The sequence below is a fragment of the Streptomyces sp. NBC_01433 genome (assembly GCF_026340105.1).
GTDB lineage: Bacteria > Actinomycetota > Actinomycetes > Streptomycetales > Streptomycetaceae > Streptomyces.
In genome coordinates, this window is sequence record NZ_JAPEPM010000002.1 from 2031722 (window position 1) to 2048858 (window position 17137).

The following is a 17137-nucleotide window of genomic DNA, read 5'->3' on the forward strand; positions in this document are numbered from 1 at the left end:
CGGCGCCGGGTCAGTCCAGCGTGAGCCTCGGCTTCGGTGCGTCCGTGCGGCCGGTCGGCGGGGGCCGGCTGCCCGCACGGTACGGGAGGGGCCAGGGCGCGCCCGTACCGCTGTAGCCCTGGTCGGCGGCGGCGTGCAGCGTCCAGTGCGGGTCGTACAGATGCGGGCGGGCCAGCGCGCAGAGGTCGGCGCGGCCCGCGAGCAGCAGCGAGTTGACGTCGTCCCAGGAGGAGATGGCGCCGACCGCGATGACGGGCACGTCCACGGTGTTGCGGATGCGGTCGGCGTACGGGGTCTGGTAGGAGCGGCCGAACTCGGGGCGTTCGCCGGAGACGACCTGGCCGGTGGAGACGTCGATGGCGTCGGCGCCGTGTACGGCGAAGGCGCGGGCGACGGTGAGGGCGTCCTCGGTGCTGGTGCCGCCCTCGGCCCAGTCGGTGGCGGAGATCCGGACGGTCATGGGCCGGTCGTCCGGCCAGACGGCGCGGACCGCGTCGAAGACCTCCAGGGGGAAGCGGAGCCGGTTCTCGGTCGGCCCGCCGTAGGCGTCGGTGCGGTGGTTGGTGAGCGGGGAGAGGAACCCGGAGAGCAGATAGCCGTGCGCGCAGTGGAGTTCGAGGAGGTCGAACCCGCAGTGGGCGGCGCGCCGGGCGGCGGCGGTGAACTGTTCGCGGATCGCGTCGAGTCCGGCCCGGTCCAGGGCCCGGGGGGTCTGGTTGACGCCCGGTGCGTACGGGATCGGGGAGGCGGCGGAGACCGGCCAGTTGCCCTCGTCGAGCGGCTGGTCGATGCCCTCCCACATGAGCTTCGTGGAGCCCTTGCGGCCGGAGTGACCGAGCTGGACTCCGATCGCGGCGCCGGGCGCGGAGGTGTGCACGAAGTCGGTGATCCGGGTCCAGGCGGTGGCCTGTTCGTCGGTGTAGAGACCGGCGCAGCCGGGGGTGATCCGGCCCTCGGGGCTGACGCACACCATCTCGGTCATGGTGAGTCCGGCGCCGCCGAGCGCGCGTGCGCCCAGGTGGACGAGGTGGAAGTCGCCGGGGACGCCGTCGACGGCGGAGTACATGTCCATGGGCGAGACGACGACGCGGTTGCGCAGTTCGAGGCCGCGCAGCCGCAGCGGGGTGAACATCGGCGGGGTGCCGGGCGGGCAGCCGAACTCCTCCTCGACGGCCGCGGTGAACGAGGCGTCGCGCAGCCGCAGGTTGTCGTGGGTGACGCGGCGGCTGCGGGTGAGCAGGTTGAACGCGAAGCGGCGGGGCGGTTGGTCCACATAGGTGGCCAGCTCCTCGAACCAGCGCAGGCTGGCCGCGGCGGCGCGCTGGGTGGAGGCGACGACGGGGCGGCGCTCGGTCTCGTACGCGGCCAGGGCGGTGGGCAGGTCGGGCTGTTCCTCGATGCAGGCGGCGAGCGCGAGGGCGTCCTCGACGGCCAGTTTGGTGCCGGAGCCGATGGAGAAGTGCGCGGTGTGGGCGGCGTCCCCGATGAGGACCGTGTTGCCGTGCGACCAGCGGCTGTTGACGACGGTACGGAAGGTGAGCCAGGAGGAGTTGTTGGTACGCAGGGGCCTGCCGTCCAGGGCGTCGGCGAAGGTCTTGGCGCAGTGTGCGGTGGACTCGGCGGGGTCGGCCGTGTCGAGTCCGGCGGCCCGCCAGACCTCTTCGCGCATCTCGACGATGGCGGTGGAGGCGTCGGCCGAGAAGGGGTAGGCGTGCAGTTGCTGCACGCCGTGCTCGGTCTCGGCGATCTCGAAGCGGAAGGCGTCCAGGGCGAAGTCGGCGGCGAGCCAGATGTAGCGGTTGCGGTGCGTGGTGAGGTGCGGGCCGAAGGCGTCGGCGCCGGCCTCGCGGGTGGCGCTGTGCACCCCGTCGGCGGCGATGACCAGGTCGTAGCGGGTGGCGAGTTCGGCGGCGGGCGGCGCCTGGGTGCGGAAGCGGAGGCGCACGCCGAGGGACGCGCAGCGGGCGTGCAGGATCTCCAGGAGGCGGCGTCGGCCCAGTGCCGCGAAGCCGTGGCCGCCCGAGGTGTGGGTGCGGCCCCGGTGGACGATGTCGATGGTGTCCCAGCGGACGAATTCCTCGCTCAGGTCCCGGTACACCGCGGGGTCGGCGTGCTCGATGCCGCCGAGGGTCTCGTCGGAGAGGACGACGCCGAAGCCGAAGGTGTCGTCGGGGGCGTTGCGTTCCCAGACGGTGATGTCGCGTCGCGGGTCGAGCCGTTTGAGGAGGGCCGCGGCGTAGAGCCCGCCGGGCCCGCCACCGATGACCGCGATCCGCCGGACGGCGGCCGCCACGGCGCTACCGCCCCTGCCACTTCGGCGGCCGCTTCTCGGTGAAGGCGGCATGGAATTCGGCGTAGTCCTCGCCGTGCATCAGCAGGGCCTGGGTCGCGGCGTCCATTTCGACGGCGGCGGCCAGCGGCATGTCGAGTTCGGCGGTGAGCAGGGCCTTGGTCTGGGCGAGCGCGAGGGCGGGTCCGTCGGCGAGGCGGCGGGCGAGGGCCGCCGCGCGCGCGTCGGCCTGCCCCTCCTCGGCCAGTTCGCTGATCAGTCCGATACGTTCCGCTTCGGGTGCGCGGACCGCTTCGCCGAGCATCAGCAGCCGGGTGGCGTGGCCGAGGCCGACGACGCGCGGCAGCAGGTAGGCGGCACCCATGTCGCCGCCGGAGAGGCCCACGCGGGTGAAAAGGAAGGCGAAGCGGGCGGACGGGTCGGCGATCCGGAAGTCGGCGGCCAGCGCCAGGACGGCACCGGCGCCCGCGGCGACCCCGTGCACGGCCGCGACGACCGGGAAGGGGCACTCGCGCAGGGCCCGTACGACCTGTCCGGTCATCCTGTTGAAGTCGAGGAGCTGCGCGGTGTCCATCGCGAGGGTGGCGCCGATGATCTCGTCGACATCGCCGCCGGAGCAGAACCCGCGCCCCTCACCGGCGAGCACGAGGGCGCGCACGGAGCGTTCCGTGGACAGTTCGGCGAGGAGGTCACGCAGATCGGCGTAGGCACCGAAGGTGAGCGCGTTGAGTTTTTCCGGCCGGGCGAGAGTGACGGTGGCCACACCGTCGTGTCTGGTCAGCCGCAGATGGCGCCAGTCCTCCGTGCGTGGGGCGGAGCTGGGAAAAGGGCTCATGGCGGCGGTCCCCTTCAGCCGTCGGGCTGCTGGATGGCACTGCGCGGGTCTCGTTCCGTCTTCGAAACTATCATCCGTACGTGACTACCGTCACGAGCACGCAATACCCCGGCCATGAGACTGTTGGTGCCGAAGGTCCCGTTTGTACCGGTCGACCGCCCCTATGTCCTTGCCCTTTCGGTTCGTAAGGTTGAAAACAGGAAGTCTCGCTCCGGGACATCCGGGCCCGGGACGTCCGGGCCCGAGAAGTACCGCTCCGAGGAAGTCACGCTCCCGAAACGGAAACCTGCCGTGCCGCCCGACGTCCCAGTCCCCGCCTCCTGGCGCATCACCCTGCCGCACTCCACGGCCGCCGTACCGATCGCCCGCGCCCTCATCCGCACCGCGCTGTCGGACATCGACGCCCCGGCCGACAGCGACACCGCCGAACTCCTCACCGCCGAGCTCGTCGCCAACGCCGTCGAGCACACCCGCGGCCACGACCCGATCGAGCTGGTGGTGGAGCTCCTGCCGAGCGGCTGCCAGGTCGAGGTCCACGACCGCGACCCGGCCCCGCCGGGCGACCTGTCCCGTCCGCGGCCCGGCTCCGAGCCCGACCCGTGGCAGGAACACGGCCGCGGCCTGCTCCTGATCCGCACCCTCAGCTCCGCCTGCGGTCACCGCACCACGGAGCACGGCAAGGCGGTCTGGTTCACCCTCCCGGGGCTGCCGGCCCAGCCGGGCCCGTCGCCCCTGAGCTGACCGTCGCTCCTGAGCCGGCCAGCCGCGAGCGGCTGCGCCCGTAGCAGGCGTACAGCAGCGAACCGGCCGCCAGGAAGACCGCGAACTGCGCCCAGGTCCGCCAGCCCGTCCCGTACATCAGATACAGGCAGAAGGCGACGCCCAGCACGGGGCTCACGGGGTGGAGCGGCACCCGGAAGCTGCGCTTCAGCTCCGGCTCGCGCCGACGGAGCACCACGACCGCGACATTCACCGCGACCATGGTGGCCAGCGTGCCGATGGTCGTCAGGTTCACGACGACGTCCAGCGAAGAGAAGGCCGCCGGGACCGCGAAGACGGTGGCCACGATCCAGGTGTTGGCGACGGGGGTACGGGTCCTGGGCGAGACGCGTTCGAAGACGCGCGGGATCAGCCCGTCACGGGACATCGACATCAGGACGCGGGTCTGCCCGTACATGACCGCGAGCACCACGGACGCGATCGCGACGACCGCGCCGAAGGCGATGATCCCGCCGCCCACGGTGGAATCGGTGACCTGGTTGACGATCAGCGAGAGCGCGGCCGGCTGGTCGGAGACCGCGTCGGCGCCCAGCGCGCCGATGGCCGAGACCGCCACCGCGCAGTAGAGCAGGGTCACGACACCGATGCAGATCATGATGGCGATCGGGATGTTCCGGCGGGGGTTCTTGACCTCCTCGCCCGCAGTGGTGATGGCGTCGAAACCGATGTACGAGAAGAACGCCAGCGACGCGCCGGCGGTGATCCCGCCCAGGCCCTCGCCCGCGAACGGCGTGAGGTTCCCGTCCTCGAACGCGCTGAAGGCGATCGCGCAGAAGGCGGCCAGGATGCCGATCTTGAGGACCGCCATCGCCGCCGTCGCGGTGGCGCTCTCCCGGACGCCGCGCACCAGCAGGGTGGCGGCCATCATGATCACCACGATCGCGGGCAGATTGACCGCACCGCCGTCGCCGGGTCCTGAGGACAGTACGGCGGGCAGTTCCCAGCCGATGAGGCTGTTGAGCAGTTCGTTGACGTACTGGCTCCAGCCGACCGCGACGGCGGAGACCGAGACGCCGTACTCCAGCAGCAGGCACCAGCCGACCAGGAACGCGGTGCGCTCGCCCAGAGCGGCGTAGGCGAAGGAGTACGAGCTGCCGGAGACCGGGATGGCGCCGCCCAGCTCGGCGAAGGAGAAGGCGGTGAAGATGCAGGTGACGGCGGCGAGGACGAAGGACAGCACGACGGCCGGTCCGGCCTTGGAGACGCTGTCGGAGAGCCCGACGAAGATGCCGGTACCGACGATGGCGCCGACCCCGAAGCAGACCAGCTGGAACAGGCCCATGGTGCGACTGAGGCCGTTCCCCTCCAGGTCGGCGCCGGACTCGGCTACCAGCTGATCGGGGCTTTTACGGCGCAGACCGGAACTCATGCGGGGTGTCTCTTCTCTGGTGGTGCAGGTGACGCGTGTGGGGGGAGCCCGTGCGCGGAGCCGTGGGGACTCCGGTGCGGCACATGGCAATGGGGTCCGAGCGTGCGAGCTCGAACCCCACCAAGCGGCGACATCGTAGCCACCCCTGCGCATATTCACCCAATCGGGCGCATGGCCATGCGGTGCGCGTCTACCGGCCGCCCGAGAGCGTGGCCACCAGAACGGCCTTGATCGTGTGCATCCGGTTCTCCGCCTCGTCGAACACGACCGAGTGCGCGGACTCGAAGACCTCGTCGCTGACCTCCAGCTCGCTCAGCCCGTGGGCGGCGTGGATCTCCCGGCCGACCTTGGTGCCGAGGTCGTGGAAGGCCGGGAGGCAGTGCAGGAACTTCACGTCGGCATTGCCGGTGGACCGCAGGACGTCCATGGTCACGGCGTACGGCCAGAGGGCCGCGATGCGCTCCGCCCAGACCTCCTTGGGCTCCCCCATGGAGACCCAGACGTCGGTGGCGATGAAGTCGCACCCCTGGACGCCCTCGGTGATGTCCTCGGTGAGGGTGACCGAAGCACCGCTCTCCCCGGCCAGCTCCCGCGCGCGGGCGACGATGTCCGCGTTCGGCCAGTAGGCCTCGGGGGCCACGATCCGCACGTCCATGCCGAGCAGCGCACCGGTGATCAGGTAGGAGTTGCCCATGTTGAGGCGGGCGTCACCGAGGTAGGCGAACGTGATCCGGTCCAGCGGCTTGTCGCTGTGCTCGGTCATCGTGAGCACATCGGCGAGCATCTGCGTGGGGTGCCAGTCGTCGGTGAGCCCGTTGAAGACGGGGACGCCGCCGTGGGCGGCCAGGTCCTCGACGGTCTGCTGGCTGTCACCCCGGTACTCGATGCCGTCGAACATCCGGCCGAGGACGCGGGCGGTGTCCTTCGTCGACTCCTTGTGCCCCATCTGCGAACCGGAGGGGTCGAGGTACGTGGTGGACGCGCCCTGATCCGCGGCGGCGACCTCGAAGGCGCAGCGGGTGCGGGTGGAGGTCTTCTCGAAGATCAGCGCGATGTTCTTGCCCCGCAGCCGCTGGACCTCGTCGCCCGCCTTCTTGGCCGCCTTGAGCTCGGCGGCCAGGGAAATCAGGCCGCGGAACTCCTCGGCCGTGAAGTCCAGCTCCTTGAGGAAGTGGCGGCCTGCGAGATCTATGGCCATGATGACTGCTCCTGGGTCGGGCGAGGATCGCGTCGTACGGAAATCCTGGAAGTCTGAGTAACCCTGGAAGTCTATACGACGCATTGCATCGCTATACAGGATCCCGTTCCACCGGGCAGCTCATACAGCGCGGGCCGCCCCGCCCCCGGCCCAGTTCGCTGCCGCGGATCTCGATGACCTCGATGCCCTGCTTGCGCAGATGGGTGTTGGTGGTGGCGTTGCGCTCGTACGCGACGACGACGCCCGGCTCGACGGCCAGCACATTGCAGCCGTCGTCCCACTGCTCGCGCTCGGCCGCGTGGACGTCCTGGGTGGCGGTAAGGACCCTGATCGAGTCGAGGCCCAGCGCGGCGGCGATGGCCCGGTGCATGTGCTCGGGCGGATGATCGGTGACCTTCAGCTCACGGGGGCCGGCGCCGGGCTCGATCGTGTACGAGCGGAGCATCCCGAGCCCCGCGTACTGGGTGAACGTGTCGCCGTCGACCATCGTCATCACCGTGTCCAGGTGCATGAACGCGCGGCGCTTGGGCATGTCGAGCGCCACGATCGTCCGCGCGGACCCGGCGTCGAAGAGTCCCCGGGCCAGCATCTCCACGGCCTGCGGTGTCGTGCGCTCGCTCATCCCGATCAGTACGGCGCCGCGGCCGATGACCAGCACGTCGCCGCCCTCGATCGTGGAGGGGTAGTCGTCCTGCCCTTCCGACCAGTGGTGGAAGGCGCCCGCCTCGGGACCGGTGAAGAGCGGGTGGTGGCGGTAGATCGCCTCGAAGTGGACGGTCTCGCGCTGCCGGGCCGGCCAGCGCATCGCGTTGATGGACACCCCGTCGTAGATCCAGGCCGAGGTGTCACGGGTGAAGAGATGGTTGGGCAGCGGGCCGAGCAGGAAGTCGTCCAGATCCATGACGTGGAAGCGGACGGAGGTCGGCTCGCTGTGCCGCGCCAGGAACTCCCGCTTGGTCATCCCGCCGACCAGCGCCTCGGCCAGCTCGGCGGAGGACAGCTCCTCGAAGGCGGCCCGCAGATGCTCGGTGGCGAGCGGGCCGTACTCCTTCTCGTCGAAGACCCGGTCGAGGACGAGCCGCCGGGCCGCCGGAATGTCCAGGGACTCCTGGAGCAGATCGCCGAACAGATGCACCGCCACCCCGCGCTCGCGCAGCACATCGGCGAACCCGTCGTGCTCCTGCCTGGCTCGGCGCACCCACAGCACATCGTCGAAGAGCAGTGCCTTCTTGTTGCTGGGGGTGAGCCGCTTCAGCTCCAGATCGGGGCGGTGCAGTATGACGCGGCGCAGCCGCCCGGCCTCGGAGTCGACGTGGAATCCCATGCCTCCATCCTCACCGCGCGGAGCGCGGTTCACCCGGCGAATCGCCAACGCGTTCCTGAAGCCGGGCCGACACCCCGGCTTCAGGAACGCGTCCGGAGGCAGTCCGGAGGGGGGTCCAGAGGCGCGTCTGGAGGCGCGTCTAGAGGCGGGGGTCCACCGGTTCCGACTCCAGGGCGAGAACCGCGAAGACCGCCTCGTGCACCCGCCACAGCGGCTCGCCGTCGGCCAGCCGGTCCAGGGCCTCCAGGCCCAGGGCGTACTCCCGCAGCGCCAGCGACCGCTTGTGGCCGAGGAAACGGGAGCGCAGCCGCTCCAGATTCTCCGGTCGGGTGTACTCGGGGCCGTAGATGATCCGGAGATACTCCCTGCCCCGCACCTTGACGCCGGGCTGCACGAGGCGGTTCTTCCCGTCCCGGACGAGCGCGCCGAGCGGCTTGACGACCATGCCCTCGCCACCGCGCCCGGTCATCTCCAGCCACCAGTCGATGCCGGAGCGGACCGAGGCGTCGTCGCCGGTGTCGACGACGAGCCGGCGGGTGACCTGGAGCAGCCCGGTCGGGTCGTGCTCGACCAGCCGGTCCAGCCAGGCCAGCTGCTCGTCGTGCGGTACGGAGGCGAGCGAGCGGCCCTGCACGGCCAGGATCTGGAACGGCGCGAGGCGCACCCCGTCCAGTCCCTCGGTGCCCCAGCAGTAGCGCCGGTACGCCCGGGTGAACGCGGCCGCGTCCTCGGCGCGTCCGCGCTGCCGCCCGGCGAGGTCCGCGACGTCGATGCCGCGTCCCGCCGCGGCGTCCAGGGCGGCCAGCGCGCCGGGGAGGACGGCACCGGACGCGGCGCCGACGGCGGCGTACTGCGAGCGCAGCAGCCCGGCGGCCTTGAACGACCACGGCATCAGCTCGGCGTCGAGCAGCACCCAGTCGGTCTCCCACTCCGCCCAGAGCCCGGCGGCGGTCACGGCATCGCGCAGCCGGCCGAGAACCGTCTCGGTGAGCGCCTCGTCGTCCAGGAACGGCCGTCCGGTACGGGTGTACAGCGCACCGGTCGGGCCGTCGACGCCGAACCGTTCCCGTGCGGCTTCGGCGTCGCGGCAGACCAGGGCCACGGCCCGGGAGCCCATGTGCTTCTCCTCGCACACGACCTTGGCGACGCCGTCCGCCCGGTACTGGGCGAACGCCTCGGCCGGGTGCTCCAGATAGCCCTCCTCGTGGGAGGTGGCGGTCGGCGCCATGGTCGGCGGGAGGTAGCCGAGCAGGCGCGGGTCGACGGCGAACCGGCTCATGACCTCCAGCGCGGCCGCCGCGTTCTCCTCGCGCACGGAGACGCGGGCCATGTGCCGGGTCTCCACGGTCCGGCGGCCCTGCACATCGGCGAGGTCCAGCGGGCGGCCCTCCCGGCCGCCGGGCGCCTGTGTGGTGAGCGGCTTGACCGGCTCGTACCAGACCTTCTCGGCCGGTACGTCGACCAGTTCGCGCTCGGGCCAGCGCAGCGCGGTCATCCGTCCGCCGAAGACGGCACCGGTGTCCAGGCAGATGGTGTTGTTGATCCAGGAGGTGCTGGGCACGGGGGTGTGGCCGTAGACCACGGTGGCCCGGCCCCGGTAGTCCTCCGCCCACGGGTAGCGCACGGGCAGGCCGAACTCATCGGTCTCGCCGGTGGTTTCCCCGTACAGCGCGTGCGAGCGGACCCGCCCGGAGGTGCGCCCGTGGTACTTCTCGGGCAGCCCGGCGTGGCAGACGACGAGCTTGCCCCCGTCCAGGACGTAGTGGCTGACGAGCCCGTCGATGAACTCCCTGACCTGTTCCCGGAATTCCGGGTGCTCGGCGTCCTCGCGGTCGAGCTGCTCGATGGTCTCGGCGAGACCGTGGGTGTGCTGGACGGCCCGGCCCTTGAGGTAACGGCCGAGCTTGTTCTCATGGTTGCCCGGTACGCAGAGGGCCTGGCCGGCCGACACCATGGACATGACGCGGCGCAGCACACCGGGGCTGTCGGGTCCCCGGTCGACGAGGTCACCGACGAAGACCGCCGTACGGCCTTCGGGGTGCGCGCCGTCGACGTAACCGAGCTTGCCGAGCAGGGTGTCCAGCTCGGAGCGGCAGCCGTGGATGTCACCGATGATGTCGAAGGGGCCGGTGAGGTGGCGCAGGTCGTTGTAGCGGCGCTCCAGCACCACCTCGGCGTGCTCGGCCTCCTCCTCGCCGCGCAGGATGTGCACCTTGCGGAAGCCCTCGCGCTCCAGGCCGCGCAGCGAACGCCGCAGCTCGCGGCGGTGGCGCTGGATGACGTGCCGGGGCATGTCGGCGCGGTCGGGCCGGTCCGCGTTGCGCGCGACGCAGACCTCTTCGGGGAGGTCGAGCACGATGGCGATGGGCAGGACGTCGTGCTCCCGGGCCAGCTGCACGAGCTGCTTGCGGCTCTCCGGCTGGACGCTGGTGGCGTCGATGACGGTCAGCCTCCCCGCCGCGAGGCGCTTGCCCGCGATGAAGTGCAGCACCTCGAAGGCGTCGCGGCTGGCGCTCTGGTCGTTCTCGTCGTCGGCGACGAGGCCGCGGCAGAAGTCCGAGGAGATGATCTCGGTGGGCTTGAAGTGCTTGCGGGCGAAGGTGGACTTGCCGGAGCCACTGGGGCCGATGAGGACGACGAGGGAGAGGTCGGTCACCGGCAGGGTGCGAGAGGTGCTGGTCATGCGGCTTCCGCCTCCTTCTTGTTGTCGCTGCTGATGCGCTCGGTCTCGTTGTTCTCGGTCTCGCCGCTGCCGGTCTCGTCGTTCTCGGACTCGCTGCTGCCGGTCTTGTTGCCGTCGGTCTTGTTGCCGTCGGTCGCGGTCGTCGTGAAGACGGCCAGCTGCGTGGGCGGACCGACCTCGGGGTCGTCGGGCCCGACGGGCGCGAACGCGACCGTGTAGCCGTGCCGCCGGGCGACCTTCTCGGCCCAGTCCCGGAATTCGGCCCTGGTCCACTCGAAACGGTGGTCGCCATGACGTACGTGCCCGGCCGGGAGGGTGTCCCAGCGGACGTTGTACTCGACGTTCGGCGTGGTCACCAGGACGGTCCGGGGGCGGGCCGAGCCGAACACCGCGTACTCCAGCGCGGGCAGCCGAGGCAGATCCAGGTGCTCGATGACCTCACTGAGCACCGCCGCGTCATAGCCCCGGAGCCGCTTGTCGGTGTAGGTCAGCGAGCCCTGCCGGAGGGTGACCCGGTCGGACTGCCGCTCCCCCATCCTGTCCAGTTTCAGCCGTCGCGAGGCGATGGTGAGGGCGCGCATCGACACATCGACGCCGACGATCTCCGTGAAGCGCGTGTCCTTGAGCAGCGCCTGCACCAACTGGCCCTGACCGCAGCCCAGGTCGAGCACCCGGCTCGCCCCCGCCGTGCGCAGCGCTTCGAGGATCGCCGTACGCCGCTGTGCGGCGAGCGGCACCGGCTTCTCCTCGGTGTCCGTGGTCTCGTCCACCGCGTTGTCGACGTTGTCCACGTCGAGGTCGTCCGACTCGGCCAGCCGCACCAGTTCGAGTGCCTGTGCGGCCTGGCGGGTCAGGTTCCAGCGACGGGCCAGATAGCGGCTGGTGATCAGGTGCCGCTCGGGGTGGTCGGCCAGCCAGCCCGCACCGGCCCGCAGCAGCTTGTCCACCTCGTCCGGGGCGACCCAGTAGTGCTTGGCGTCGTCGAGCACCGGCAGCAGGACGTACAGCTGGCGCAGCGCGTCCGAGAGCCGCAGCTCTCCCTCCAGCACGAGCCGTACGTAGCGCGAGTCGCCCCACTGGGGGAACTCCTCGTCCAGCGGTACGGCCACGGCGTCCACCGTCGTCCAGCCGAGCGGCCCGAAGAGCTTGTGGACCAGCTCCGCACCGCCGCGCGCGGGCAGGGCGGGCACCTCGACGCGCAGCGGCAGGGGCGCCTCGGCCCGCGCGGGCATGGCCCGGCAGGCCCCGCTCAGGGCGGACTTGAAGACCGTGGACATGGCCACGGACAGGAGTGAGGACGCCGCGTAGGGGCGGTCGTTGACGTACTGCGCGAGCGCCGCGTCGGGCGCGCCGCCCCGGCCCTTGCCCTTTCCGCGCCGCACCAGCGCCACCGGGTCCACCTCCAGCAACAGCGCGGCCGTGCAGCGCTCGGCGGACGCCTCGGGGTAGAAGACGTGCGCGGTGCCGTACGAGGTGGAGAACGACTGCGCCTTGTCGGGATGCTTGTGCAGCAGGAAGCCGAGGTCGGTGGCGGGTCGTTCCGGGGTGCCGGTCGTACTGATTGTCAGGAACACCTGTCCGAGTATGGTCCTCTCCTCCGTGCCCCACCAGGCAATTTCCCCGCCCCGGCAAGGCCGTTCACCACTGCGGCGCGTACGGCCTCTCCTCCGATCGGTGCTTCCTCCGATCGGTCGTTCCTCCGGTAGGTGCCGTCACCGCTCCAGCAGGCCGGCCAGCTCGGCGATGCGGTCGGGCCCCACCCGGCAGCAGCCACCGACCAGCCGGGCCCCGGCCGTGGTCCAGGACCGCACCCGCTCCGGGTCGAAGGTGCTCTCCCCCATCCAGCCACGGCCCCCGGCATCCCATCGCTCCCCGCTGTTGGGATACGCGACCACCGGCTTGCCCGTCACCGCCGCCGCGATCTCGACCGCCCGCTCCACATCCCCCGGATCGCAGCAGTTGACCCCGACCGCCACCACCTGGTCCCGCCCCGCGGCGAGCGCGAACGCCTCCTGGAGCGGCTGCCCGGCCCGGGTCCGGTCACCCTCGACGCTGTACGAGAGCCACACCGGCAGCCCGTACTCCTCGGTCACCCGCAGCAGCGCCTCGGCCTCGTCCAGGTCCGGCACCGTCTCCAGGGCCAGTACATCGGGTCCGGCGGCGGCCAGCGCGGCCACCCGGGGACGATGGAAGTCCGCCAGCTCCCGGACGGAGAGCCCGTAGCGCCCCCGGTACTCGCTGCCGTCCGCGAGCATGGCCCCGTACGGTCCGACCGAGGCGGCGACCCAGATCTCCCGCCCGGGACTCTCCCGCCGAGCCGCGTCACCGGCCGCGTCGGCCAGCCGCACACTGCGGGCCAGCAGCTCCTCGGCTCGGGCCCGCCCGATCCCGTACCGCCGAAACCCTTCGAACGTCGCCTGATAGCTGGCGGTGATGAGCACCTGCGCACCCGCCCGCACATACGCCAGGTGCGCGGCCTCGATCTGCTCGGGCGCGTCGGCCAGCAGCCTGGCCGACCACAGGGCGTCGGACAGATCGCAGCCCTGCGCCTCCAGTTGGTTGGAGAGACCGCCGTCGAGAAGGACGGTCCCCCCGGCGAGGGCGGCCGGGAGAGTGCGGGCCGACGGGTGGCTCTCACCCGACCGCGTGGACTGCACAGGTACCACTCCTTCTTCTCCGGGACCGGAACGACTCGGGACGGGCACGTCGGGACGGGACGGGCGAGATCGGGACGGGCCCGAGGCAACCGGTTCGGTTCGGCTCGGCGCTCAACTCAGCGCTCAGTTCAGCTCGGCTCAGTTCAGCTGGGACTGGACCTGCGAGGAGATCAGTTCCAGGTGGTCCAGGTCGTCCAGGTCCAGGACCTGGAGGTAGACGCGGGATGCGCCGATCGCACCGTACTGACCGATCTTGTCGACCACTTCGGCGGGCGAGCCAGCCAGCCCGTTCGCCTTCAGCTCCTCCACGTCCCGCCCGATGGCCGACGCGCGTCGCGCTACTTCCGCGTCGTCCTTGCCGGTGCAGACCACCAGTGCGTTGGAGTACACCAGGTCCTCCGGCCGGCGGCCCGCCGCCCTGGCCGCCTCCCTGACCCGCCCGAACTGCTTCTCGCTGTCCTCCAGCGAGGCGAAGGGGATGTTGAACTCGTCGGCGTACTGCGCGGCCAGCCGCGGGGTGCGGGTAGCGCCGTGCCCGCCGATCAGGACCGGCACCTTGGCCTGGGCCGGCTTGGGCAGTGCGGGCGAGTCGGTGAGCTGGTAGTACGTGCCGTCATAGCTGAAGGTCTTGCCGGTCTCCGTCGCCCACAGGCCGGTGACGATCGCCAGCTGCTCCTCCAGCCGGCCGAACTTCTCCTTCGGGAAGGGAATGCCGTACGCCTTGTGCTCCTCCTCGAACCAGCCTGCGCCCAGGCCCAGCTCGACCCGGCCACCGGACATCTGGTCGACCTGGGCGACCTGGATGGCCAGCACCCCGGGCAGTCGGAACGTGCCCGCCGTCATCAGCGTGCCCAGCCGGATCCGCTTGGTCTCACGCGCCAGTCCGGCGAGGGTGATCCATGCGTCGGTCGGACCGGGCAGCCCGTCTCCGGAGCCCATGTGGAGATAGTGGTCCGAGCGGTAGAAGGCGTCGAAGCCGAGGTCCTCGGCGGCCTTGGCGACGGTGAGCAGCGTGTCGTAGCTCGCCCCTTGCTGGGGCTCGGTGAAGATTCGAAGATCCATGCATCCATCCTGCCCCGTCGGACGCCGGTCCTCCTCTCATGGCCCGGCGCACAACCGTCCCGGCCCCCGGCTCACGACCGGCGCACTCCACCCGGCCAGGATGACCCCCCTCACAGTGCCGCCCCTCGTCACGAGCACCCCTCCTCAGGGTCCGCTCCCCCTCAGAAGCCCGCCGCCGATCCCGCCGGGCCGTGGAGCACCCCGTACGGGCTGTCCCGCTTCCCCTCCCGCTCGCGTTCCTTCTCACGCTCCCCCGCCGCCAGCCGTCTCAGCATTCCGTGCACCCGGTCCATCGACTCGTCCGCGGCGTCTATGGCCTCGATGCACTGCCAGTACAGCCCGTCCTCCCCGGTGTCACAGGCCACCCCGACCAACGCGATCCCGGCCTCGCCGAGCAGCAGCGCCAGCCCCGCCAGGACCCCTCGCACATCGGTGACTTCGGAGAGCTGCGAGGCCCGGGTGCCTCCGGCGAGCACCATCGGGTGGTCGAGCACCGAGAACCCCTGTCCGCCGATCTCGCTGAGGCCCCGCGCGTCGCCCCGTAACTCCATCGGACCGCCCTGCGCCAGCCTGCCGCCGACCGTCCGGGCCAACGCCTGGGCCTGCCAGGCCTCCGCCATGATGTTCAGCGCGCCCCGGCTCTCCGCCAGAGCACGCCGACCGATCTCAATGAGCCGCTCCGCTTCCATGCCATTCCCCCGTCCGTACGAAAACCCGCTCACCTCATCCATTACCCACAGTGAGGTGGACGGCACCGTAAGGCCAGAGGAATTCGGAAATCTGTGGACACAAAGTCGACTGTGGATAAAATGATCACTCCGAAGAGTGACATTTTGTGGGTTCTGCGGTGTCCCGAACCGGGAAGCGTTTCTCATTCCGGTCCATCTTGGCCGCCAGCGCCGCCAGCGCATCGATGCCCAACACCTCGCAGAACTGGAGCAGATAGGCGAGAACATCCGCGACCTCGTCCGCCACCCGATGCGCCGAGTCCGGCTCCTCCATCACCCGCGCCGACTGCTCGGGCGTCAGCCACTGGAAGATCTCCAGCAGTTCGGAGGCCTCGACGCTCAGCGCGGCCGCCAGATTCTTCGGGGTGTGATACTGCCCCCAGTCCCGTGCCGCCGCGAAGGCGGCCAGTCGCCGCTGGAGTTCTGCCACATCGAGTTCCGTCACGGTCCCAGGTCTACCACTGTCACCCCGGCCGTCCCGAAGGCCCCTGCCGCCGAGGTGTCCGTGACCGTCCCCAACAGCCGGATGTGCCCGTCACCGCAGCTCGACGAGGCCAGTGCCAGCAGCTCCCGCAACTGCCGCCCGCCCAGATTCCGGTCCAGCCCGTCGGCCAGCACCGTGAGTGCCCGCATCGCCTGCGGCACCTCCGCCGGAGCGTCCGCCTCCAGCACCTGAGGGCCGTTCAGCAGGACCAGGGCATGGGCCAGATACCTGAGTTCACCGTCGCCGAGCCGGCCCATGGGCGTGCGGTGTGCCGCGTCGCGCCCCACCCAGGCCCGTACCGTCCCGTCCCCCAGCTCTTCCGCGTACAGGCCCGTCACCGGACCGGCGCACCCGGCGTCGGCCGCGGCGACCAGCCTGGCGTGCCGGTACCCGCCCAGGGCGTGCGTCCGGGCCAGGACCTCGGCGAGATTGCCGCAGTCCGGCCGCAGGTGCCCAGGACCCACCGGCACCGGCACCCGCATCAGCTGCGGCTGCGGATCACAGACGAAGGCCGACCTCAGGGCCACCACCACCTGCTCGGCGGCGGCCAGCACCTGCAACTGCCCCTCCGTGGTGCCCGCGACCCGCAACGGCAGCAGCGCCGTCGCGAGCCGGTCGTCCGGCAGCGGAGCCCGGGTCACCGGAACCAGGCCCGCCGTGTGCCAGGCGGCCTGGACCATCGGGCGGCGCGGATCGCGCAGCGCGGTGGCCATCAGGGTCTCGCCGCCCCCGGTCAGCCGTTCCCCGACGACGCGGAGCGTGGGCTCGGCCTGGACCGCCACCTCCAGCCGGACCGGTCCGGCCGGGCCGTCCACGGTGCAGCCGAGCCGGAACCCGCGCCGCCCCTGTGCGTCCGGACCGGCCCGCTCGGGCACACAGGCGACCGGATCGGGGAAGACCTCGTCCAGCGGGTCACCGGCCCCGAGCCGCGCCAGCGCCTCGTACGCCCGCAGCGCGGTCGTCTTGCCGGTGCCCGCTCCCCCGGTGACGAGCGTCACCGGCCCCATCGGAAGGACCGCGCGGCGGTGCGAGGCGAAGGCGGCGAGCCGTAACTCGGTGACCGCCGGGCGGACGGGGCGCGGGGGGCTGTCGGTGCGGGCTGTGCCCGCGGGTGCCGGGCGGGCCGTGCCCGCCGCGCCCCCGGTTCTCGGGCGGGCCGGACGGGCCGTGCCCGCAGGGGCGGGGAGCGAAGGGTCCGGGCCGGGCAGCGAACTGATGGCTGTCATGGGCGGACCGTACGCACGGCTCCGCCGGCCGAACCGTATTACCCCGTGACCTTCCTACGATTGAGGGAGACCCGCGGGCGTGACCCCTTCGACCTCCATACCGACCGGCGCCAGCAGGAAGACGTTCCGGTCGACGCGGTGCATACCGCTGCCGAGTCCGAAGACGACGCCGCTGCTGAAGTCCAGAATCCGTTTGGCCACATCGGATTCGGCCGCCGTCAGGTCGAGCAGCACCGGAACCTGTGCGACCAGGTACTCGGCGACCTCGCGTGCGTCCGCGAAGACCTGTACCCGCAGCACGACGAGCCGTCGCTGTTCGGCGGCGCGCTCGTCCGGGGCCGTGCGGTGGTCGACTCTGGAAGGCCACTCGTTGCGGCCCCGCAGCGGTACGACCTGGGCGAGCCCCTCCCACTGTTCGTCGGTGGCGTCGTACCTGTCGTACCTGTCGTACCTGCTCACAGGGCCACCCCGTCCGTGCGCCGGTTGGGTTTGCGCCGGCCG

Annotated in this window: 14 protein-coding genes; 1 reads left to right on the plus strand and 13 read right to left on the minus strand. The window is 71.3% G+C overall.

Annotation, left to right across the window (positions count from 1 at the left end; all coding sequences use genetic code 11):
* Positions 1 to 10 precede the first annotated feature (10 nt).
* Entirely contained in the window at positions 11 to 2344 is a 2334-nt protein-coding gene (locus OG413_RS36400) for a bifunctional salicylyl-CoA 5-hydroxylase/oxidoreductase (protein WP_266812980.1), read from the minus strand.
* Entirely contained in the window at positions 2298 to 3125 is an 828-nt protein-coding gene (locus OG413_RS36405; RefSeq protein WP_073720878.1) for an enoyl-CoA hydratase family protein, read from the minus strand. The genes OG413_RS36400 and OG413_RS36405 overlap by 47 nt, the downstream gene beginning before the upstream one ends.
* 291 nt (positions 3126 to 3416) lie before the next feature.
* On the opposite strand from OG413_RS36405, the gene OG413_RS36410 reads away from it, so the two are divergent.
* Positions 3417 to 3866, plus strand: coding sequence for an ATP-binding protein (locus OG413_RS36410; RefSeq protein WP_266812983.1), 450 nt, complete (start codon positions 3417 to 3419; stop codon positions 3864 to 3866).
* Here the strand turns inward: OG413_RS36410 and OG413_RS36415 are convergent.
* The 11 genes from OG413_RS36415 to OG413_RS36465 all read right to left on the minus strand — a co-directional run bounded on the left by OG413_RS36415 (position 3817) and on the right by OG413_RS36465 (position 17095).
* On the minus strand, positions 3817 to 5274 hold the full coding sequence (locus OG413_RS36415; RefSeq protein WP_266812984.1) for an amino acid permease: 1458 nt from the start codon (positions 5272 to 5274) through the stop codon (positions 3817 to 3819). The genes OG413_RS36410 and OG413_RS36415 overlap by 50 nt on opposite strands.
* Positions 5275 to 5464: 190 nt before the next feature.
* Positions 5465 to 6472, minus strand: coding sequence for an ornithine carbamoyltransferase (gene argF / locus OG413_RS36420; RefSeq protein WP_266812986.1), 1008 nt, complete (start codon positions 6470 to 6472; stop codon positions 5465 to 5467).
* Positions 6473 to 6563: 91 nt separating this feature from the next.
* Positions 6564 to 7796, minus strand: a complete 1233-nt coding sequence (locus OG413_RS36425; RefSeq protein WP_266812988.1) for an arginine deiminase — start codon at positions 7794 to 7796, stop codon at positions 6564 to 6566.
* A 139-nt stretch (positions 7797 to 7935) separates the two neighbouring features.
* Positions 7936 to 10479: a polynucleotide kinase-phosphatase gene (locus tag OG413_RS36430; RefSeq protein WP_266812990.1), complete on the minus strand. Its 2544-nt coding sequence runs from the start codon at positions 10477 to 10479 to the stop codon at positions 7936 to 7938.
* Positions 10476 to 12053 carry a 3' terminal RNA ribose 2'-O-methyltransferase Hen1 gene (locus OG413_RS36435; RefSeq protein WP_266812992.1) on the minus strand — a complete coding sequence of 526 codons (1578 nt, stop codon included), beginning with the start codon at positions 12051 to 12053 and terminating at the stop codon, positions 10476 to 10478. The genes OG413_RS36430 and OG413_RS36435 overlap by 4 nt, the downstream gene beginning before the upstream one ends.
* Positions 12054 to 12191: 138 nt before the next feature.
* Entirely contained in the window at positions 12192 to 13136 is a 945-nt protein-coding gene (gene mmuM, locus OG413_RS36440) for a homocysteine S-methyltransferase (RefSeq protein ID WP_266812994.1), read from the minus strand.
* Between the two features lie 138 nt (positions 13137 to 13274).
* Positions 13275 to 14198 carry an LLM class F420-dependent oxidoreductase gene (locus OG413_RS36445; protein ID WP_266812996.1) on the minus strand — a complete coding sequence of 308 codons (924 nt, stop codon included), beginning with the start codon at positions 14196 to 14198 and terminating at the stop codon, positions 13275 to 13277.
* A 161-nt stretch (positions 14199 to 14359) separates the two neighbouring features.
* Positions 14360 to 14887: a DUF6099 family protein gene (locus OG413_RS36450; RefSeq protein ID WP_266812998.1), complete on the minus strand. Its 528-nt coding sequence runs from the start codon at positions 14885 to 14887 to the stop codon at positions 14360 to 14362.
* A 124-nt stretch (positions 14888 to 15011) separates the two neighbouring features.
* Positions 15012 to 15371 carry a nucleotide pyrophosphohydrolase gene (locus tag OG413_RS36455; RefSeq protein WP_266813000.1) on the minus strand — a complete coding sequence of 120 codons (360 nt, stop codon included), beginning with the start codon at positions 15369 to 15371 and terminating at the stop codon, positions 15012 to 15014.
* On the minus strand, positions 15368 to 16636 hold the full coding sequence (locus OG413_RS36460; protein WP_266813002.1) for an ATP-binding protein: 1269 nt from the start codon (positions 16634 to 16636) through the stop codon (positions 15368 to 15370). The genes OG413_RS36455 and OG413_RS36460 overlap by 4 nt, the downstream gene beginning before the upstream one ends.
* Positions 16637 to 16690: 54 nt before the next feature.
* Positions 16691 to 17095, minus strand: a complete 405-nt coding sequence (locus OG413_RS36465) for a cell division protein SepF (RefSeq protein ID WP_073720890.1) — start codon at positions 17093 to 17095, stop codon at positions 16691 to 16693.
* Between the last annotated feature and the right edge of the window lie 42 nt (positions 17096 to 17137).